The 15939-nt window shown below is 69.1% G+C and carries 17 protein-coding genes and 1 pseudogene; 6 read left to right on the top strand and 12 right to left on the bottom strand.

Annotated features, from left to right (window positions below; genetic code table 11):
• Positions 1-21: 21 nt before the first annotated feature.
• The 4 genes from BTZ20_RS19225 to BTZ20_RS19240 are packed head-to-tail and all read right to left on the bottom strand — an operon-like array spanning position 22 to position 3229.
• Positions 22-948 (bottom strand): glucosyl-3-phosphoglycerate synthase, encoded by a 927-nt coding sequence (locus tag BTZ20_RS19225; protein ID WP_077042451.1) that lies wholly within the window; start codon positions 946-948, stop codon positions 22-24.
• Entirely contained in the window at positions 945-1829 is an 885-nt protein-coding gene (gene folP, locus BTZ20_RS19230; RefSeq protein ID WP_077042452.1) for a dihydropteroate synthase, read from the bottom strand. Before folP ends, BTZ20_RS19225 begins: the two co-directional genes overlap by 4 nt.
• Positions 1830-1859: 30 nt before the next feature.
• Positions 1860-2408 carry a TIGR00730 family Rossman fold protein gene (locus tag BTZ20_RS19235; protein WP_411269085.1) on the bottom strand — a complete coding sequence of 183 codons (549 nt, stop codon included), beginning with the start codon at positions 2406-2408 and terminating at the stop codon, positions 1860-1862.
• Positions 2405-3229 carry a TIGR00730 family Rossman fold protein gene (locus BTZ20_RS19240; RefSeq protein WP_077042454.1) on the bottom strand — a complete coding sequence of 275 codons (825 nt, stop codon included), beginning with the start codon at positions 3227-3229 and terminating at the stop codon, positions 2405-2407. The genes BTZ20_RS19235 and BTZ20_RS19240 overlap by 4 nt, the downstream gene beginning before the upstream one ends.
• Before the next feature lie 188 nt (positions 3230-3417).
• Here BTZ20_RS19240 and BTZ20_RS19245 point away from each other — a divergent pair, with 188 nt between their 5' ends.
• From BTZ20_RS19245 to BTZ20_RS19255, 3 genes and pseudogenes are all read left to right on the top strand, one after another.
• On the top strand, positions 3418-4071 hold the full coding sequence (locus BTZ20_RS19245; RefSeq protein ID WP_189636687.1) for an MspA family porin: 654 nt from the start codon (positions 3418-3420) through the stop codon (positions 4069-4071).
• Between the two features lie 11 nt (positions 4072-4082).
• A pseudogene (locus BTZ20_RS19250) lies at positions 4083-4759 on the top strand (MspA family porin).
• Between the two features lie 90 nt (positions 4760-4849).
• A complete protein-coding gene (locus tag BTZ20_RS19255; protein ID WP_077042456.1) occupies positions 4850-5740 on the top strand; it encodes an LLM class F420-dependent oxidoreductase in 891 nt (296 codons plus the stop codon).
• 4 nt (positions 5741-5744) lie between these two features.
• Here the strand turns inward: BTZ20_RS19255 and dapE are convergent, their stop codons facing one another.
• From dapE to BTZ20_RS19270, 3 genes are all read right to left on the bottom strand, one after another.
• The gene (gene dapE, locus BTZ20_RS19260; RefSeq protein WP_077042457.1) at positions 5745-6839 is read right to left on the bottom strand and encodes a succinyl-diaminopimelate desuccinylase; all 1095 of its coding nucleotides are present in this window, start codon (positions 6837-6839) and stop codon (positions 5745-5747) included.
• A gap of 137 nt (positions 6840-6976) precedes the next feature.
• Complete coding sequence (locus BTZ20_RS19265; RefSeq protein ID WP_189636509.1) at positions 6977-7906, bottom strand: hypothetical protein; 930 nt, start codon at positions 7904-7906, stop codon at positions 6977-6979.
• Positions 7907-8055: 149 nt separating this feature from the next.
• On the bottom strand, positions 8056-8976 hold the full coding sequence (locus BTZ20_RS19270) for an SMP-30/gluconolactonase/LRE family protein (protein WP_077042459.1): 921 nt from the start codon (positions 8974-8976) through the stop codon (positions 8056-8058).
• Between the two features lie 103 nt (positions 8977-9079).
• Here BTZ20_RS19270 and dapD point away from each other — a divergent pair, with 103 nt between their 5' ends.
• Both dapD and BTZ20_RS19280 read left to right on the top strand, forming a co-directional pair.
• Entirely contained in the window at positions 9080-10033 is a 954-nt protein-coding gene (dapD, locus tag BTZ20_RS19275) for a 2,3,4,5-tetrahydropyridine-2,6-dicarboxylate N-succinyltransferase (protein ID WP_077042460.1), read from the top strand.
• A 101-nt stretch (positions 10034-10134) separates the two neighbouring features.
• A complete protein-coding gene (locus tag BTZ20_RS19280) occupies positions 10135-11439 on the top strand; it encodes an amino acid permease (RefSeq protein WP_223263830.1) in 1305 nt (434 codons plus the stop codon).
• A gap of 24 nt (positions 11440-11463) precedes the next feature.
• Here the strand turns inward: BTZ20_RS19280 and BTZ20_RS19285 are convergent, their stop codons facing one another.
• A complete protein-coding gene (locus tag BTZ20_RS19285) occupies positions 11464-12222 on the bottom strand; it encodes an SDR family NAD(P)-dependent oxidoreductase (protein WP_077042462.1) in 759 nt (252 codons plus the stop codon).
• A gap of 236 nt (positions 12223-12458) precedes the next feature.
• Between BTZ20_RS19285 and BTZ20_RS19290 the strand changes: the two genes are divergently transcribed.
• Positions 12459-13268, top strand: coding sequence for an enoyl-CoA hydratase (locus BTZ20_RS19290; protein WP_077042463.1), 810 nt, complete (start codon positions 12459-12461; stop codon positions 13266-13268).
• A 1-nt stretch (position 13269) separates the two neighbouring features.
• On the opposite strand, the gene BTZ20_RS19295 is transcribed toward BTZ20_RS19290, so the two are convergent.
• The 4 genes from BTZ20_RS19295 to BTZ20_RS19310 all read right to left on the bottom strand — a co-directional run bounded on the left by BTZ20_RS19295 (position 13270) and on the right by BTZ20_RS19310 (position 15847).
• Positions 13270-13665, bottom strand: a complete 396-nt coding sequence (locus BTZ20_RS19295) for a PPOX class F420-dependent oxidoreductase (RefSeq protein ID WP_077042464.1) — start codon at positions 13663-13665, stop codon at positions 13270-13272.
• A gap of 164 nt (positions 13666-13829) precedes the next feature.
• Positions 13830-14159: a hypothetical protein gene (locus BTZ20_RS19300; protein ID WP_077042465.1), complete on the bottom strand. Its 330-nt coding sequence runs from the start codon at positions 14157-14159 to the stop codon at positions 13830-13832.
• Positions 14160-14447: 288 nt separating this feature from the next.
• Positions 14448-14816 (bottom strand): YrdB family protein, encoded by a 369-nt coding sequence (locus tag BTZ20_RS19305; protein ID WP_145982355.1) that lies wholly within the window; start codon positions 14814-14816, stop codon positions 14448-14450.
• Positions 14813-15847: an NADP-dependent oxidoreductase gene (locus BTZ20_RS19310; protein ID WP_077042466.1), complete on the bottom strand. Its 1035-nt coding sequence runs from the start codon at positions 15845-15847 to the stop codon at positions 14813-14815. Before BTZ20_RS19310 ends, BTZ20_RS19305 begins: the two co-directional genes overlap by 4 nt.
• Positions 15848-15939 lie beyond the last annotated feature (92 nt).

Below are 15939 nucleotides of genomic sequence, written 5' to 3' on the forward strand. Positions count from 1 at the left end.
GCAACCCGGTGACCCGCCCGCCTACGGCCTGAGCGTGTTCATCGGCGGCCGATCCGCCAGCGACACCTCGGTGGTCACAGGCACGAACGAGTCACCCTCGGCAAGGAACTGCGTCAGCCCCGCTCCGGAATCCTCGATACCGCACCGGCGGAGCATGGTGCCGATGATCTGCCTGCTCATCACGCCGAGCTCGACCAGCGGCCGGTTGCGGTGCTTGCGCACCCCCAGGTTCACCTGGCCGATGGCGCTGAGCCCGAGCCGGTCGTAGGTGTCGAGCAGCAGCCCGATCTCCACCCCGTACCCCGGCGCGAACGGGACCGCGGACAACAGTTCCCTCGTCCCCGCGTACTCACCGCCGAGGGGTTGCAGCACCGAGGTCAGCTCGGGCCGCATCGCCGCAAGCAGCGGTCGCGCGACCAACTCGGTGACCCGGCCGCCGCCGTTCGCATCCTCGGTCCCGCTGACCCGCAGCGGCCGCCGGTAGTACCCCTTCACGAGGTGGATGCCGTCGACCGTCAGCAGCGGGCCGAGCAACTTCGGCACGAACTCCGGGTCGGGGTTGATCAGGTCGGAATCGACGAAGGCGATCAGGTCGCCCGTGCTCGCCGCGATCGAGCGCCAGAGCACCTCGCCCTTGCCGGGGACCGGCGCGAGGCCGGGCACCGCCTGCTCGCGACTGACCACGGTGGCCCCGGCCGCAGCGGCCCGCTCCGCGGTCTCGTCGGTGGACCCGGAGTCGAGCACGATCAGCTCGTCCACCAGGCTGCCGAGCAGCGGATGGATGGTGTCCACCACGGCGGAGACCGTCTTCTCCTCGTTCAGTGCGGGCAGCACGACGGACACCGTCCGGCCTGCCTTCGCCGCGATCAGGTCGGCGATGCTCCACGCGGGGTGGTCCCAGCTGTTCGCCTCCGACCAGACACGCTCACCGCTCGTGCTCGTCCTCATGCCAGCCCCCTGACCGTCCGGGCCGGCGCCCTGGTGCCGATGATCGCGGCGACCATGTCGACCACTCGTCTGGTGGATGCGACCTCGTGGACCCTGAAGACTCGGGCACCTTCTGCGGCTGCCAATGCTGTCGCTGCCAACGTACCCTCCAACCGCTCGGCGAGTTCTACACCTAGAGTCTCCCCGATAAAATCCTTGTTGCTCAGTGCCATCAGGACAGGCCACCCGGTGTTAACAAGAACGTCCACGCGCCGCAACAACTCGAGCCCGTGGAAGGTGTTTTTGCCGAAATCGTGGGTCGGATCGATGAGGATCCCGTCGGCGGGGACGCCGAGATCGCGCGCCCGCTGCGCCGCCGTCACCACCTCGTCGACCACATCCGCGACCACGTCCGTGTAGCGGACCCGGTGTGGCCGGGTCCGGGGCACGGCGCCGCCGGTGTGCGAGCAGACGTAACCGGCGCCCAGTTCGGCCGCGACCTCCACCAGGGTCGGATCGGCACCGGACCAGGTGTCATTGATCAGGTCGGCGCCCGCACCACAGGCCAGCCGGGCGACGGGGCCGCGCCAGGTGTCCACGGAGATCAGCAGGTCCGGGTACCGGCCGCGGATCGCCTCCACGAACGGCACCACCCGGCGGATCTCCTCGGCGGTGTCCACCTCGTCTCCCGGGCCCGCCTTGACGCCGCCGATGTCGACCAGGTCCGCACCCTCGTCGACCGCCCGGTGGACGGCCGCCATGGCCGCCTCATCGGTGAAGGTGGCACCCTTGTCGTAGAACGAATCCGGGGTGCGGTTGACGATCGCCATCACCAGGGCCCGATCGGTCGCCACCGGCTTGCCGCACAGGGTCGGCGAGGCCGCGAGGTGGGGTTCGGTCATGGCTTCATAGTGACATGCAGGGACCGACGATCACGGGGTGGTGCAGGCGTCGAGCGCCTCGCCGACCCCGGACGTCACGAGCAGCCCGTCGAGGGCCCGCTGCTGCACGAAGCCGCCGTCACGCAGTCCGTCCAGCCAGCTCAACAGGCCCGAGTAGTGGCCGACCGGGTCGAGCAGGACCACCGGCTTGGCATGCATGCCCAGGTAGCCCGCAGTCCAGGTCTCGAAGAGCTCCTCGAGCGTGCCGATCCCACCCGGCAGGGTGATGAAGGCATCGGCCCGGTCCTCCATGATCTGCTTCCGCTGACGCATCGTGTCGGTGACGATCAGTTCGTCGGCGTCGGTATCGGCGACCTCCCTGTGCACCAACGCCTTCGGGATGACGCCGATGGTCCAGCCACCGGCCTCGCGGGTGGCCCTCGCCACCGCGCCCATCATCGAGACGTTGCCGCCGCCCGAGACCAGCCGCATCCCCCGTCGGCCGATCTCGGTGCCCAGTTCCGCCGCGAGCGCCAGGTACGACTCGTCGACCGGCCCGGAGGCGCAGTACACACAGATGGTGCGGATCGGGAAGATCACCACTCCTCCTCGGTGCCCATCAGCTCGGCGGCATCGACGCCGTGCTGCGACTCGACGACGATGCGCACGGCCTCCTCGATGCTGTCGGTCACATGCAGCAGTTCGACGTCGCTCTCGGAGATCTTGCCGCTCTCCACCAGCGTCGTCTTGATCCACTCGAGCAAGCCGGACCAGTACTGGGTACCGAACAACACGATGGGGAACCGGGTGACCTTGCGGGTCTGCACCAGGGTCAGCGCCTCGAACAGTTCGTCGAGGGTGCCGAAGCCGCCAGGCAGACAGATGAAGGCCTGCGAGTACTTGACGAACATGGTCTTGCGGGCGAAGAAGTAGCGGAAGTTGATGCCGAGGTCGACCCACTCGTTGAGGCCCTGCTCGAACGGCAGTTCGATGCCGAGCCCGATCGAGTAGCCGCCCGACTCGCTGGCGCCACGGTTCGCGGCCTCCATCACGCCGGGGCCGCCCCCGGTGATGACGGCGTACCCGGCCTCGGCCAGCGCGGCGCCGAGTTCACGGCCCGCGGTGTACTCGGGGTGATCGGGCCCGGTTCGCGCCGAGCCGAACACCGTCACCGCCCGCGGCACCTCCGCGAGCGCCCCGAAACCCTCGACGAACTCGCTCTGGATCCGCAGCACCCGCCACGGATCGGTGTGCACCCAGTCGGTCGGACCGCGCTGATCGAGTAGCCGCTGATCGGTGGTGCTGGTGCCCGCCTTGCGATCGCGGCGCAGCAGGATCGGCCCGCGGTGCTTGACCGAGGCGCTGCCCCGCTTCGAGGTGTTCTGCTTCGCGGCCCGGCCGGGCGTCTTGTCGGGTGCCATGCGAGCAAGGCTATCCCGACGCGGGTGACCCAATTCACCGGGCAAACGCCAAAGCAAGCGATTGCAAAATAGCTTAGCCTTCACTAACTTCTTGTTCGCGGCGGCAACGATACGCCCCCGCCCGCCTCGGTCACCCGAGCTGCCCGGTCGAGATTCCTTGTGAGGGGATTGCTTTGAGTGTGAAGAACATGTCCGTGGTGCGCGGCGCCCGCATGGCGGGCGCAACCGCGGTCGCGGCGGTCGCGATCGGCCTGATGTCGACGGGCGCGGCCAACGCCGACACCTTCGTGCCGCTGCCCGACGGGCAGAAGGCAGGACCGGGTGCGGTCATCTCCCGCACCGGCGAGAGTGCCCTGATCTCCCCGTCGCTGGCCGCCAACGGCGCAGGCCGCACCGCATGGGTCTCGGGCACCGTCACCGCCGATGTCACCGGCATCGCCAAGGAAACCGAGGCCGGGCCGTCCAACGGTGCCACCAATGACAAGGGCACCAACAACTCGTCCACGCACGGGGTCTCGCGGATCAGCACCGGCTACATCGTCGGATGCCAGGTCGACATCACCGGGCTCGGCGGCTCGATCGGCGCCTCGATGGACCTGACCGGTCCGTCGGTCTCGGGTTCGCTGACCGTCCCGGTCTCCGCGGGCCAAGTCAAGTTCGTGGGCGTCTCCGGCAAGGACATCAAGAAGAACGGCAAGTACTCCGTCCAGTACCAGGACACCCAGCTCGAGGTCCAGAACTGCGGCGGCTTCGCCCAGGCCCGTTCCTACACGGTGGTCGAGATCGTCGGCGACAACTACTCCAAGACCACCCTGTACGGCCAGCCGTTCAGCATCGGATAACAAGGGAAATCATGAACTCCAGCAACACCGGCCTGCGTCGCGGGCTGCAGATCGCCGCCATCGGCGCCGCCACCGCCGTCGTGGTCGGCTTCCTGTCCGCGGGCGCCGCGAACGCCGACACCTTCGTCCCCTGCCGGACGGCAGCATCAGCAAGACCCTCGCCGACGGCACCGTCGTCACGATCACCCGCAGCGGTGAAACCGCCAACATCTCGCCGTCGATGGGCGCGACCCCGCTGCACCGCAACGTGTGGGTGTCCGGCCGGATCGGCGCCGAGGTCACCGGGCCGAACGCCAAGGGCGGCAGCATCACCGCGGGCTACGTGGTGGCCTGCCAGCTGACCCTCGGCGGCAAGGGTGGCGCCGACACCGGGATGTCGTCTGGTTGGGAGGGCGAGAGCGTCAAGCAGACCGCCAAGGGCGCGGGCACCGTCAGCATCGGCCCCGGCCAGGCGAAGAACATCCGGCTCCTCGACCTGGAGAAGGAGGACGGCTTCGGCAACGAATCCCACTCCGGCGCAAACTCGTTCAAGGGCACGAGCGGCAGCGTCACCTACGCCGACTCCACCATCGGTGTCGAGGGCTGCGCCGGCTACGCACAGGCCCGCTCCTACGCCACCGTTTCGGTGAGCACGGACAACATCACCAGCAGCACCACGCTGTGGGGACAGCCGTTCAGCATCGGCTAGTCACCTCGGCCGGCCTCACCCATCGACCGCCTGGGTGAGGCCGGCCGCGTTCCACCGGCGGCGCCGCGTCGCGTGTGCCACGATTGACCGATGCGTCTGGGGCTCCACGCGCTGGGAATCGGCACCGGCGCTCGCCGGGAGGTGATCGACGCCGTCGCAGTCGCCGCCGACGACTCCGGATTCGCGACGCTCTGGGCGGGTGAGCATGTCGTGATGGTGGACCATCCGACCTCCCGCTACCCGTATTCCGACGACGGCAGGATCGCCGTGCCTGCCGTCGCGGACTGGCTCGACCCGATGATCGGGCTCAGCTTCGCCGCCGCGGCGACGCGCAGGATCCACATCGCGACGGGCATACTCCTTCTCCCCGAGCACAACCCCGTGCTGGTGGCCAAGCAGGCGGCGACATTGGACCTGATGAGCGGTGGCCGGTTGACGCTCGGCGTCGGCATCGGTTGGTCCGAGGAGGAATTCGCCGCACTCGGTGTCCCGTTCGCTCGGCGTGGCCCGCGCGCCGCCGAGTACGTCGCGGCCATGCGGGCGCTCTGGCGTGACGACGTCGCCTCCTTCGATGGCGAGTTCGTCAGCTTCGACGCCGTGCGGGTCAATCCCAAACCGGTCCGTGAGCGTCGCATCCCCATTGTCGTCGGCGGCAACAGCGACTCGGCGCTGCGGCGGGCCGCGACCTGGGGCGACGGGTGGTACGGCTTCAATCTCTCCGACGCCATGGAGGTCGCGGAACGGATCGACACCCTCCGTGGACTGTGCCGCACGATCGGCCGCGACCCCGGCGAGCTGCGGATGGCCGTGGCGCTGCGCGACGTCGATCTCGGCGACGTCACCGCACTCGCCGGGTCGGGCGTCGATGAGCTGGTGCTCGTCCAGGCTCCGCCGGACGAGCCGAGCGCGGCGGCCGACTGGGTTCGGTCGCTCGCCGACCGCTGGCTGCCGGCGATCGACGGAACGGACGCGTCCGCGTGAGACGTCAGGCGCTGAGGTAGCCGCGCAGTACCCGCGTGACCTCGGTGATCTGCGTGGTCGGGACGTGCTCGTCCCGCTTGTGCGCCAGGTTCGGGTCTCCGGGGCCGTAGTTGACGGCCGGGATGCCCAGCGCCGAGAACCGGGCGACATCGGTCCAGCCGTACTTCGCTCGGAACTGTCCGCCCGCCGCTCCGATCAGCGCGGCGGCGGCAGGGGCACCCAGACCGGGAAGCGCCCCCGCCGAACTGTCCGTCACCTCGAAGCCGAGTCCGAGTCCGTCCACCACCTCCCGGACATGCTCGATCGCCTGGTCCACGCTGCGGTCGGGCGCGAACCGGAAGTTCACGTCCAGTTCGGCCGCGTCGGGCACCACGTTCCCGGCCACTCCCCCGGCGATGCGCACCGCGGACAGGCCCTCGCGGTAGACGCAGCCGTCGATGTCCACCGAGCGCGCCTGGTATTCGGCGAGCCGGGCCAGCAGCGGCCCGAACTTGTGGATCGCGTTGTCCCCCAGCCAGGATCGCGCCGAGTGCGCGCGCGTGCCGGAGGTCGTCAGCCGCACCCGAAGGGTGCCCTGGCAGCCTGCCTCGATGAACCCGCCCGACGGTTCGCCGAGCACCGCGACGTCGGCCCGCAGCCACTGCGGCAGCTCGCGCTCGATCCGGCCCAGCCCGTTGTGCACGGCCGCGATCTCCTCGCAGTCGTAGAACACCAGCGTCAGATCGTGCGCGAGTTCCTCGATCGTCGCGGCCAGGTGCAGGAACACCGCGTCGCCGGACTTCATGTCGACGGTGCCGCAGCCGTGCAGCAGCTCCCCCTGCACGGGGTCGAAGGTGCGGGTGCTCGGCACGTTGTCGGCGATCGGCACCGTGTCCAGGTGGCCGGCCAGCATCACCCGGCTCGGCAGTCCCAGGTCGGTGCGCGCGAGCACCGCGTTGCCGTTGCGGATCACCTCGAAGCCGATGGTCTGCTCGCGCAGCGCCGCCTCCACCGCATCCGCGATCAGCGCCTCGTCGTGGGAGACGCTCGGGATGTCGACCAGCGCGGCGGTCAACTCGATCGGGTCGGCGTGCAGGTCCAGGCGGGGCGTCGGAGTCACCAGATCAGATTAGGCGGCTCCGCCGCCTGTGCGCGGTAAGCGAGTCCAGGGACTCGTCAACCGCTCACGGGCGCGAAGCGCCTTCGCCTAGTTGTTGGTGATCTGGAATCCGGCACCGACGTTCTGCGGCCTCGAGTTCAGATCGTCGAGGATCCGCCTGGCGGAGGTGTACTTGTAGTGCTGGCCCACCCATGGCACGTACGGAATGATGTCCGTGATCCACGAGGCGATCCCGGCCCATTTGGCGCTCTCCCCTGAATGAAGGCGGGACCGCCGGAATCACCCTGCTTCGAGCCTGCCTGGGTGGTGAGTATTCCGTTGCTGTTGCCCAGGATCGGGCCGCACTGGACCTGCTTCGCATCGCCACTCTGGGCGAAGTACTGGGTCGTTGTCGTACCGGCGTTGCACAGCGTTTGGTTCACCGACGGGTCCGTCGGATTGCCTGCCGCGTCGCCATAGATCGCGTTCATCTTGAACCAGGGCACGGAGGCAACCTCGATCGGACCGGGGTCATACGGCTCATTGGGAGGGAAGGCAGTTCCGCTCGCATCGGGGCCGTACTTCGGGGTCGTCATCACCTGGCTGGAAAGAGTGATGTTGTCGGCGAACTCGATCACCATGTAGTCGAGCGTGCCAACCAGGGCACCGAATCCGTCCCGATCGTCGTTCGACACATAGCGGATCCAGCCGATGGGCCCGGCGCCCACGTCGCGCCAATCCCAGACCCGGTGCGTGTTGTCCAGAACTTGGACCTGTCGCCCCGGACCGATATAGCGCCTGTGGCTCTCCCAGGGATTGCAGTGCCCCGCAGTGATACCGATCTTCCGGTTCTGCGAGTCGGTGCCGACTGCACCGAGGGAGCAGGAACCCCCTTCGCGCGTGTAGTCGTCGAATGTGATCCGCATGCCCGCCGAAACCGTCTTGGCGGGCGGGACAGCGGGGCCAGGAATCTGAACTCCGGTCCCCGCGCCAGGCGGCTGAGTGGCCTGGGCGGTACCGCCGGCGAGGCCCACAGTCAGCGCACACGCGGTGAGCAGGCCGGCGAAATACCGGGTCGAACGTTTCATGTAGAGCTCCTGCTGGGTCTCGTGGACATGACAGGCGCACGATAAACCATCCGGTCGGTTTGTATTGAGGAAAAGCCCAAGGCGACTCCGCCGCCTGTGCGTGGTTACCGAGTCCAGGGACTCGTCAACCGCGCACGGGCGCGGAGCGCCTAGATCTCGTAGATGTCGCCGTCGAAGCCGGCCCGGAACAGCCGGCCTGCGGAGAACCCGGAGCCACCGCTGCCGAAGGTCAGCACGCTGGAACCCGGCAGGCCACCGGCGAGGGCGCAGTACCGGTTCGGCCCGTCCACCCGCAGGATCTCGCCGCTGATGTCGGTGGGCACGATCGGACGGCCCGCCGCGTCCAGCGCCAGCCCGTCCGGCGCGACGAACGTGTCGGCGCCGCCGAAGTCCACCAGCGACTCGGGCGCCGCAGGGTTCGCCAGCGGGATCCGGCTCACGCCCGGGTTGGCGAAGGTCCGCGAGACGTAGAGATAGCGGTCGTCGCCGCTGAGCGCGGCACCGTTGGCGCTGGGCAGCACGGCCCAGTCGGGCTGCACGACACCGTTCGGCAGCACCCGCCCGACCAGCGACGCGAGGTCGTTGGTGGCGTACACGGTGCCGTCGTGGGTCACGGCCAGGCCATTCGCCGCGGAGAGCCCCGACGCGAACGGGTGCACCGCGCCGGTCCCGACGTCGATCCTGACGATCCCCGCCTGCCGCGCGATATCGCCCACGAACACGCGAGCGTCGCCGTAGCCGACCAGCAGGGCGCCGTCCGGCGCGAAGGCAAGGCCGCCGCCGATCGGGCCGGGCAGGGTCGCGAACGGGACCGCCGGGCCGCCGGGCCGATCGATCCGGAGCACCCGGTTGCTGCGCAGGTCCGTGAGGTAGAGCCTGCCCGCACCGTCGACGGCCGCTCCCTCGATGGCCGCGCCCGGCACCCGTCCGACCAGCACGGGCGCCTGCCCCGCGCCGGGGCAGAGGGGCGCGGCGCCCACCTGCGGCGTCGACAGCAGCGAGAGAGCCGCGACCACCGCTGCCCCGACCGCGGCGATCCTGACCGAGCTGGCGAATCCGATTCCACGCATGCGTCCCCACATCCATTCGGCCGGTACGACGGTCTGCGCTCAGCCTTGCACGGGATGCGCGCGGGTGACGGTTCAATTACTCCAGCCGGTACCCTGACTGCCCGTGAGCACTCAGGGAGCATCGGCAGTCGGTATCGCAAACGTGACCACGGGCGGGGTCGTCCTCGACACCTGGTACCCGGAGCCCACGCTGGGCGATGTGGCCGAGACGGGCACAGTCGTGCTCGAGGGCGCCGACATCCCGGCCGAGCTGGCCGCGCTGGTCGGCGAGGACGAGGCCCGCGGCGTCAAGCAGGTCGCGGTGCGCACCTCGATCGCCGATCTGGCCGCCGCGCCGGTCGACGCGCACGATGCCTACCTGCGCCTGCACCTGATCTCGCACCGCCTCGTCCAGCCGCACGGCGCCAACCTCGACGGCGTCTTCGGCCTGCTCGCCAACGTGGTGTGGACCAACTTCGGCCCCTGCGCGGTCGACGGCTTCGAGGTGGTCCGCGCCAAGCTGCGCGCCCGCGGCCAGGTCACCGTGTACGGCATCGACAAGTTCCCGCGCCTCGTCGACTACGTGGTCCCCTCCGGCGTCCGGATCGCCGACGCGGACCGGGTCCGCCTCGGCGCGCACCTGGCCAGCGGCACCACGGTCATGCACGAGGGCTTCGTGAACTTCAACGCAGGCACCCTCGGCAACTCGATGGTCGAGGGCCGCATCTCCGCGGGCGTCGTCGTCGACGACGGTTCCGATGTCGGCGGCGGCGCCTCGATCATGGGCACCCTCTCCGGCGGCGGCAAGGAGGTCATCTCGGTGGGCAAGCGCTGCCTGCTGGGCGCGAACTCCGGTCTCGGCATCTCCCTCGGCGACGACTGCGTGGTCGAGGCGGGCCTGTACATCACCTCCGGCACCAAGGTCTCCGGCCCGGACGGCACGGTGATCAAGGCCAAGGAGCTCAACGGCCAGTCGAACATCCTGTTCCGCCGCAATTCGGTGTCCGGCGCCGTCGAGGTGGCGCCGTGGAAGGGCACCGGCGTCGAGCTCAACGCCGCGTTGCACAAGAACGACTGACGATGTCGACGAGCGACCCGGCAAAGGACACCGCAACAGCCCTCGCCGAGGAGGGCGACACCTCGCACCTCGGGCACGGGCTCAAGGTCCGCCATCTGACGATGATGGGCCTCGGTTCCGCGATCGGCGCCGGGTTGTTCCTCGGCACAGGTGTCGGGATCGCGAAGGCAGGCCCGGCCGTGCTGATCTCGTACATCATCGCCGGCATCATCGTGGTCTTCGTGATGCGGATGCTCGGCGAGATGGGCGCCGCGATCCCGGCCAGCGGCTCCTTCAGCCACTACGCGCGCATCGGCATCGGCGAGTGGGCCGGCTTCACGATGGGCTGGCTGTACTGGTTCATGCTGATCATGGTGCTCGGCGCCGAGATCACCGGTGCCTCGGCGATCGTGCACGGATGGCTGCCCGGCGTGCCGCAGTGGGTGGTCGCGCTGGTCTTCGTCACCTTCTTCGCGGTGGTGAACCTGGCCAAGGTGAGCAACTTCGGCGAGTTCGAGTTCTGGTTCGCCGCCATCAAGGTCGCGGTCATCATCGCCTTCCTGGTGATCGGCGTGCTGCTGGTCTTCGGGCTGCTGCCGGACACCGACCCGGTCGGGTTCACGAACCTGTTCGGCCAGGGCGGCTTCATGCCGAACGGCTTCGCGGGCATCGCCGCGGGCCTGCTCGTGGTCGCGTTCGCGTTCGGCGGCATCGAGATCGTGACGATCGCCGCCGCCGAGTCGAAGGACCCGGAGCACTCGATCGCCACGGCGGTGCGCAGCGTGGTGTGGCGCATCAGTGTGTTCTACATCGGCTCGATCGCGATCATGGTGCTGGTGCTGCCCTGGAACTCGCCGCAGCTGCAGAGCGGTCCCTTCGTGGCCGTCCTGAACCAGGCACACATCTCCTACGTGGCCGGGTTCATGGAACTGGTGGTCGTGGTGGCGCTGCTGTCAGCGTTCAACGCCAACGTCTACGGCACCTCCCGGATGGCCTATTCGCTCGCCCGTCGCGGCGACGGTCCGGCGTTGCTGAGTGGCCTGTCCAAGACCGGGGTGCCGACCAACGCGGTGCTGCTCTCGGTGTTCTTCGGCTTCGTCAGCGTGCTGCTGAACTGGCTGCTGCCGGACTCGCTGCTGTCGATCCTGCTCAACGCCGTCGGCGCCGCGCTGCTGGTGATCTGGATCTTCATCGTGGTCTCGCAGTTGCGGCTTCGACCGCGGCTGGAGGCCGAGGGCAAGCTCAGCCTCCGGATGTGGGGCTTCCCCTACCTGAGCTGGTTCACCCTGGCCGCGCTCGGCGGCCTGATCCTGCTGATGCTGACCGACGCCGACGCCCGCAAACAGCTGATCTCCACGGCCGTGCTGTTCGCGGTGATCGCCGGTCTGTCGGTGCTCAACGCGCGCAGGCGGCGTGCGGACGCCTAGGCGTCCGCACGCGCCCGGTTCCGCTCAGCGCGCAGTGAAGCCCCCGTCGATCGCGAGCGCGGCGCCGGTGACGAACGACGCCTCTTCGCTCAGCAGGAAGGCGACGAACGGCGCGATCTCCTCCGGCTGGGCGACGCGGTTCACCGGATGCAGGGCCGCGATCTGCGCCATCGCCTCGTCGGTGGGGGCCATCGATTCGCGGGAGAGCGGCGTGTCGACCCCGCCGGTGGTGATGGCGTTGACCCGCACCCCCCGCTCGGCGACCTCCAGCGCGACGGCCCGGGTCAGTCCCACGACGGCGTGCTTGGCTGCGACATAGGGCGCGACCCCTGGCAGCCCGACGGCTCCCAGGTTGGACGCGTTGTTGACGATGGCCCCGCGGGTCTCGAGCACGGCGGGAATCTGGTGCTTGAGGCAGTGGAAGACGCTGGTGACGTTCTGCGCGAGCTCCGCGTCCCAGTCGGCCCCGTCGATCCCGGACACCGGGCCGGACGCGTTGACGCCGCCGGCGTTGTTGAAGGCCCCGTCCAGCCGCCCGAACTCGGCGACCGCAGCGGCGACCAGTGCCGCGGCGTCCGCCTCCACCGACACGTCCGCAGGCACGAAGATCGCGGTGCCTCCCGAGGCTCGGATGCCCGCGGCTGCGTCCTCGCCGACCTCCCGGCGGCGAGCGCCGAGCACGACCGCGGCGCCCTCCGCCGTGAGCCGACGGGCGACCGCGAGGCCGATGCCGGAGGTGCCGCCGGTGACGATGAAGACCTTGGAGTCCAGGCGCGAAGACATGATGAGTCCTTTCGGGGGATCTGCTGAAAGCGGTGCGGTGAGCACCTGATTCAGACTGCGGAATCCCGGGACTCGGTGCTGGCGGGAATCGGACCACGCGTTTCCGGACGAGTCGGGTCGGGGTGGACACCTCCCCGACGCGCATCCTGCACCTGGTGCCAGAAACCGCTCCGCTGCGGCCCGGCAGGACGTAGTGTCGGCGCGACCTACGTCCGTCGTCGAGCAGGAGAACGGCCATGAGTTTTGTCCTCGTCGAGCGGCCCCGCGAGAACGTGGCCCTGGTGACCCTCAACCGCCCCGAGCGGATGAACGCCATGGCGTTCGACGTGATGGTTCCGCTGAAGGAATCCCTCGAGGCGATCAGCAACGACAACTCGGTGCGCGCGGTCGTCCTCACCGGCGCGGGCCACGGCTTCTGCTCGGGCGCCGACCAGGCCTCCGCGGGCAGTCCCCCGCACATCGACGGCCTCACCCGTCCGTCGATCGCGTTGCGCGCGATGGAGATCCTCGACGACGTGGTGCTGGCAATCCGCCGGATGCACCAGCCGGTGATCGCCGCGGTCAACGGTGCCGCGATCGGCGGCGGCTTCTGCCTGTCGCTGGCCGCCGACATCCGGATGGCCGCCCCGGAGGCATACTTCCGGGCGGCAGGCATCAACAACGGACTGACCGCCAGCGAGCTCGGGCTGAGCTACCTGCTGCCGCGTGCGATCGGATCGTCCCGCGCGTTCGAGATCATGCTGTCCGGTCGAGATGTCGATGCCGCGGAGGCGGAGCGGATCGGGCTCGTCTCCCGCATCGTCGACGGCCAAACCCTGCTCGACGAGTGCTTCGACCTGGCGACGCGGATCGCGGCCTTCTCCCGGCCCGGCGTCGAGCTCACCAAGCGCACCCTGTGGTCCAGCCTGGACGCCTCCTCGATGGCGCAGCACATGAACCAGGAAGGCCTGGGTCAGTTGATGATCCGGCTGATGACCGACAACTTCGAGGAGGCCACCCTGGCCCGGCGCGAGAAGCGGGAGCCGGTTTTCCGGGACAGCAAATAGTTCAGGCGCCCACGCCGGAGTCCAGCCCGAACGCGATCACCCGGTCGGGGTGGATGCGGATCAGCTCCGGCGACATCCCCCTCCCCCACGGCTCCACGCCCGTCAACGCCTCTGCCCTGCCGCGGATCTCGATGCATCGCACCATCCACGGCTGGATCGACGCGAGGTCGTCGACGACGAAGGCCACCCGGTCATTGCCCGCGAGATTGCGGAACTTCCTGCTGGCACCGAGGTTGTGGCCGCCGATGTCGATGGTGCCGAGTTCGGCGTTGTACCGATATCCCACCGGGTTGTTCTGCGGGGCGCCGCGGCGATCGACCGTCGCGAGACGGCCGAGCCGCTGGCTGCCGAGGTACTCGATCTGAGCGGGCGTGAGGGCGGACGCTGTCGCGGTCATGGGGGCTCCCGTCGTCGGTGCGATGCACCCGCGACGCTATGACCTCAACCGCGGTTCAGGTCAAGTAGCGATCGGTCGCCCTCGAGCCGGACATGACATCCAGGGTGGATCCGCACGAGTAGCTGCCCGCCGTCGAGGTGACGGCGGGCAGCTGATGTCCGGCTCTACTTGGGGCCACCGCCTCCGCCGGTGCCACCACCCGTTCCCCCACCGGTGCCGCCACCGCCGCCGGTGCCACCACCGGGTCGGCCCGGGCAGGGCTTGGGAATGGTGGGTCCGGTGCCGCCACCGGCCGGCGCGGCGACGTAGGACGCGGCAGCGACACTCTTCGGCGGGCAGGGCGTCGGAGCCGGAGCCGTGGGACCCGGTACGGGATCGGCGGGCTTGACGGCGCTTGCGGCCGTGACCGCGTAGGCAGGACCGGCGGCGGCCGCGGCAACGGCGAAGCTGGCGGCGGCGACTGCGATTGCGGTGCGGATCTTCGAGCTGGACATCTGGGACTCCAATGGTTTGGGATTGGTTTGCCCATCAATCGTCATCTGCACCAACGTTTTTCAGTAGCCGCCCTGGGGTGTTGGAGGGGCACCCTGAGGAGGTCGGAATGTTCACCCTTGGCGGGGTTGCGTGGTCACGCCACCCTTGATGATCAGCGTGCCGAAGTCGAGCCCGAACGCCTCCTCGATGGCCATGCACATGAACCAAGAGGACTGGGCCAGTTGATGATCCGGCTGATGCCCGACAACTTCGAGGAGGCCACGCCACGGAACCACAAGGGTGGGTCGCTAAGTGGCGCGCAACTCCCGCCTCCACCGCTCCGCGAACACGACCGCGGACACCACGAAGAAGGCCGCGCCGACGAGCCAGCCGAGGGCCGACCCGACGATCAGCCCGACCACCGCGAACAGCGCGACCTGCGCGTACAGCCGGGAGGGATTGGGGAGCCTCCGGCGGGACGTCGGCGCCATCCAGACAGCCCAGATCCCCGCCGCCGCGGTCGGCAACGCGATCGCCACCAGCACCCGACCGAGAATTGAATCCATCATCGCGATCCCGGCCAGGGCGAGCAGAACGAGCATCGCCAGCTCGCACAGGAACGCGATCAGTTCGAGCGGACCGACCTTCTCCTGCGGCCGTTCACCCAACTCTGTCACCCGCCCATCTCCGCGACCTTGATGATCAGCTTGCCGAAGTTGCGCCCGGCCAGCATCCCGTTGAACGCGGCGGGCGCATTCTCCAACCCCTCGACGATGTCCTCGCGGTACGCGATGCGGCCGTTGTGCATCCAGCCGGACATGTCGGCGACGAACGCCTTGAAATCGCTCTTGACGAACTCGCTCTGGATGAAGCCGCGGATCGTCAGGCTCTTCTTCAGCACATCGTTCATGAAGCCAGGCAGCCGGTCGGGGCCGGTGGGGGCCGCGGTCTCGTTGTAGTGCGACACCAGCCCGCACACCGGAACCCGGGCGAAGTCGTTCAGCAGCGGGAACACCGCGGCCCACACCGCTCCGCCGACATTCTCGAAGTACACGTCGATGCCGTCGGGACAGGCCGCCGCGAGTTGCTCGGCGAAATCCGGTGCGCGGTGGTCGATCGCGGCGTCGAAACCGATCTCGCGCAGGTAGGCGACCTTCTCGGGCCCGCCCGCGATGCCGACCGCCCTGGCACCCTTGATCTTTGCGATCTGCCCGACGGCCGATCCGACCGGCCCCGTCGCGGCGGCGACGACCACCGTCTCCCCCGGCTTGGGATCGCCGATGCGCAGCAGCCCGGCGTAGCCGGTGAAGCCGGGCATCCCCAGCACGCCCAACCAGCTCTGCACCGGCGCGGCATGCGGGTCGAGCTTGCGCACGTGATCCGCGTCGATCGCCGAGTGCGTCTGCCAGCCCGAGAAGGACAGCACCACATCGCCCGGGTGGAAGGCCGGGTCCTTCGAATCGATCACCTCGCACACGGTGCCGCCGACCATCACGTCGCCGAGCTCGACCGGATCGGCGTACGACTTCGCCGCACTCATCCGGCCCCGCATGTACGGATCGAGGGAGAGGTAGAGGGTCTTGAGCAGCAACTGCCCATCGCCGGGAACCGGGACCGGGACTGTCTCGATCCGGAAATCGGACGGCTGGGGTTCGCCGACGGGGCGTGACGCGAGCACGATACGGGTGTTCTCGGCTGGCTTGGTCATGGTTATCGAGGTTAGTCGCGTCGGCCCGGAAAAGAGCCGCCAATCGGGCGGTTCGCGCCGGCGCGCGGGATCGACTGCGATGCCCTACGGTG

It is taken from the genome of Rhodococcus sp. MTM3W5.2, from assembly GCF_001984015.1.
GTDB classification, from domain to species: Bacteria; Actinomycetota; Actinomycetes; order Mycobacteriales; family Mycobacteriaceae; genus Rhodococcus_G; species Rhodococcus_G oryzae.

Bases quoted from the DNA above. Each gene is read 5' to 3' on its own strand.
- BTZ20_RS19240 (WP_077042454.1), bottom strand. From the start codon at position 3,229: ATGGCACCCGACAAGACGCCCGGCCGGGCCGCGAAGCAGAACACCTCG.
- BTZ20_RS19225 (WP_077042451.1), bottom strand. From the start codon at position 948: ATGAGGACGAGCACGAGCGGTGAGCGTGTCTGGTCGGAGGCGAACAGC.
- BTZ20_RS19300 (WP_077042465.1), bottom strand. From the start codon at position 14,159: ATGTCCAGCTCGAAGATCCGCACCGCAATCGCAGTCGCCGCCGCCAGC.
- BTZ20_RS19285 (WP_077042462.1), bottom strand. From the start codon at position 12,222: ATGTCTTCGCGCCTGGACTCCAAGGTCTTCATCGTCACCGGCGGCACC.
- BTZ20_RS19270 (WP_077042459.1), bottom strand. From the start codon at position 8,976: ATGCGTGGAATCGGATTCGCCAGCTCGGTCAGGATCGCCGCGGTCGGG.
- BTZ20_RS19290 (WP_077042463.1), top strand. From the start codon at position 12,459: ATGAGTTTTGTCCTCGTCGAGCGGCCCCGCGAGAACGTGGCCCTGGTG.
- BTZ20_RS19280 (WP_223263830.1), top strand. From the start codon at position 10,135: ATGATGGGCCTCGGTTCCGCGATCGGCGCCGGGTTGTTCCTCGGCACA.
- folP (WP_077042452.1), bottom strand. From the start codon at position 1,829: ATGACCGAACCCCACCTCGCGGCCTCGCCGACCCTGTGCGGCAAGCCG.
- BTZ20_RS19245 (WP_189636687.1), top strand. From the start codon at position 3,418: ATGTCCGTGGTGCGCGGCGCCCGCATGGCGGGCGCAACCGCGGTCGCG.
- BTZ20_RS19295 (WP_077042464.1), bottom strand. From the start codon at position 13,665: ATGACCGCGACAGCGTCCGCCCTCACGCCCGCTCAGATCGAGTACCTC.
- BTZ20_RS19265 (WP_189636509.1), bottom strand. From the start codon at position 7,906: ATGAAACGTTCGACCCGGTATTTCGCCGGCCTGCTCACCGCGTGTGCG.
- BTZ20_RS19310 (WP_077042466.1), bottom strand. From the start codon at position 15,847: ATGACCAAGCCAGCCGAGAACACCCGTATCGTGCTCGCGTCACGCCCC.
- BTZ20_RS19255 (WP_077042456.1), top strand. From the start codon at position 4,850: ATGCGTCTGGGGCTCCACGCGCTGGGAATCGGCACCGGCGCTCGCCGG.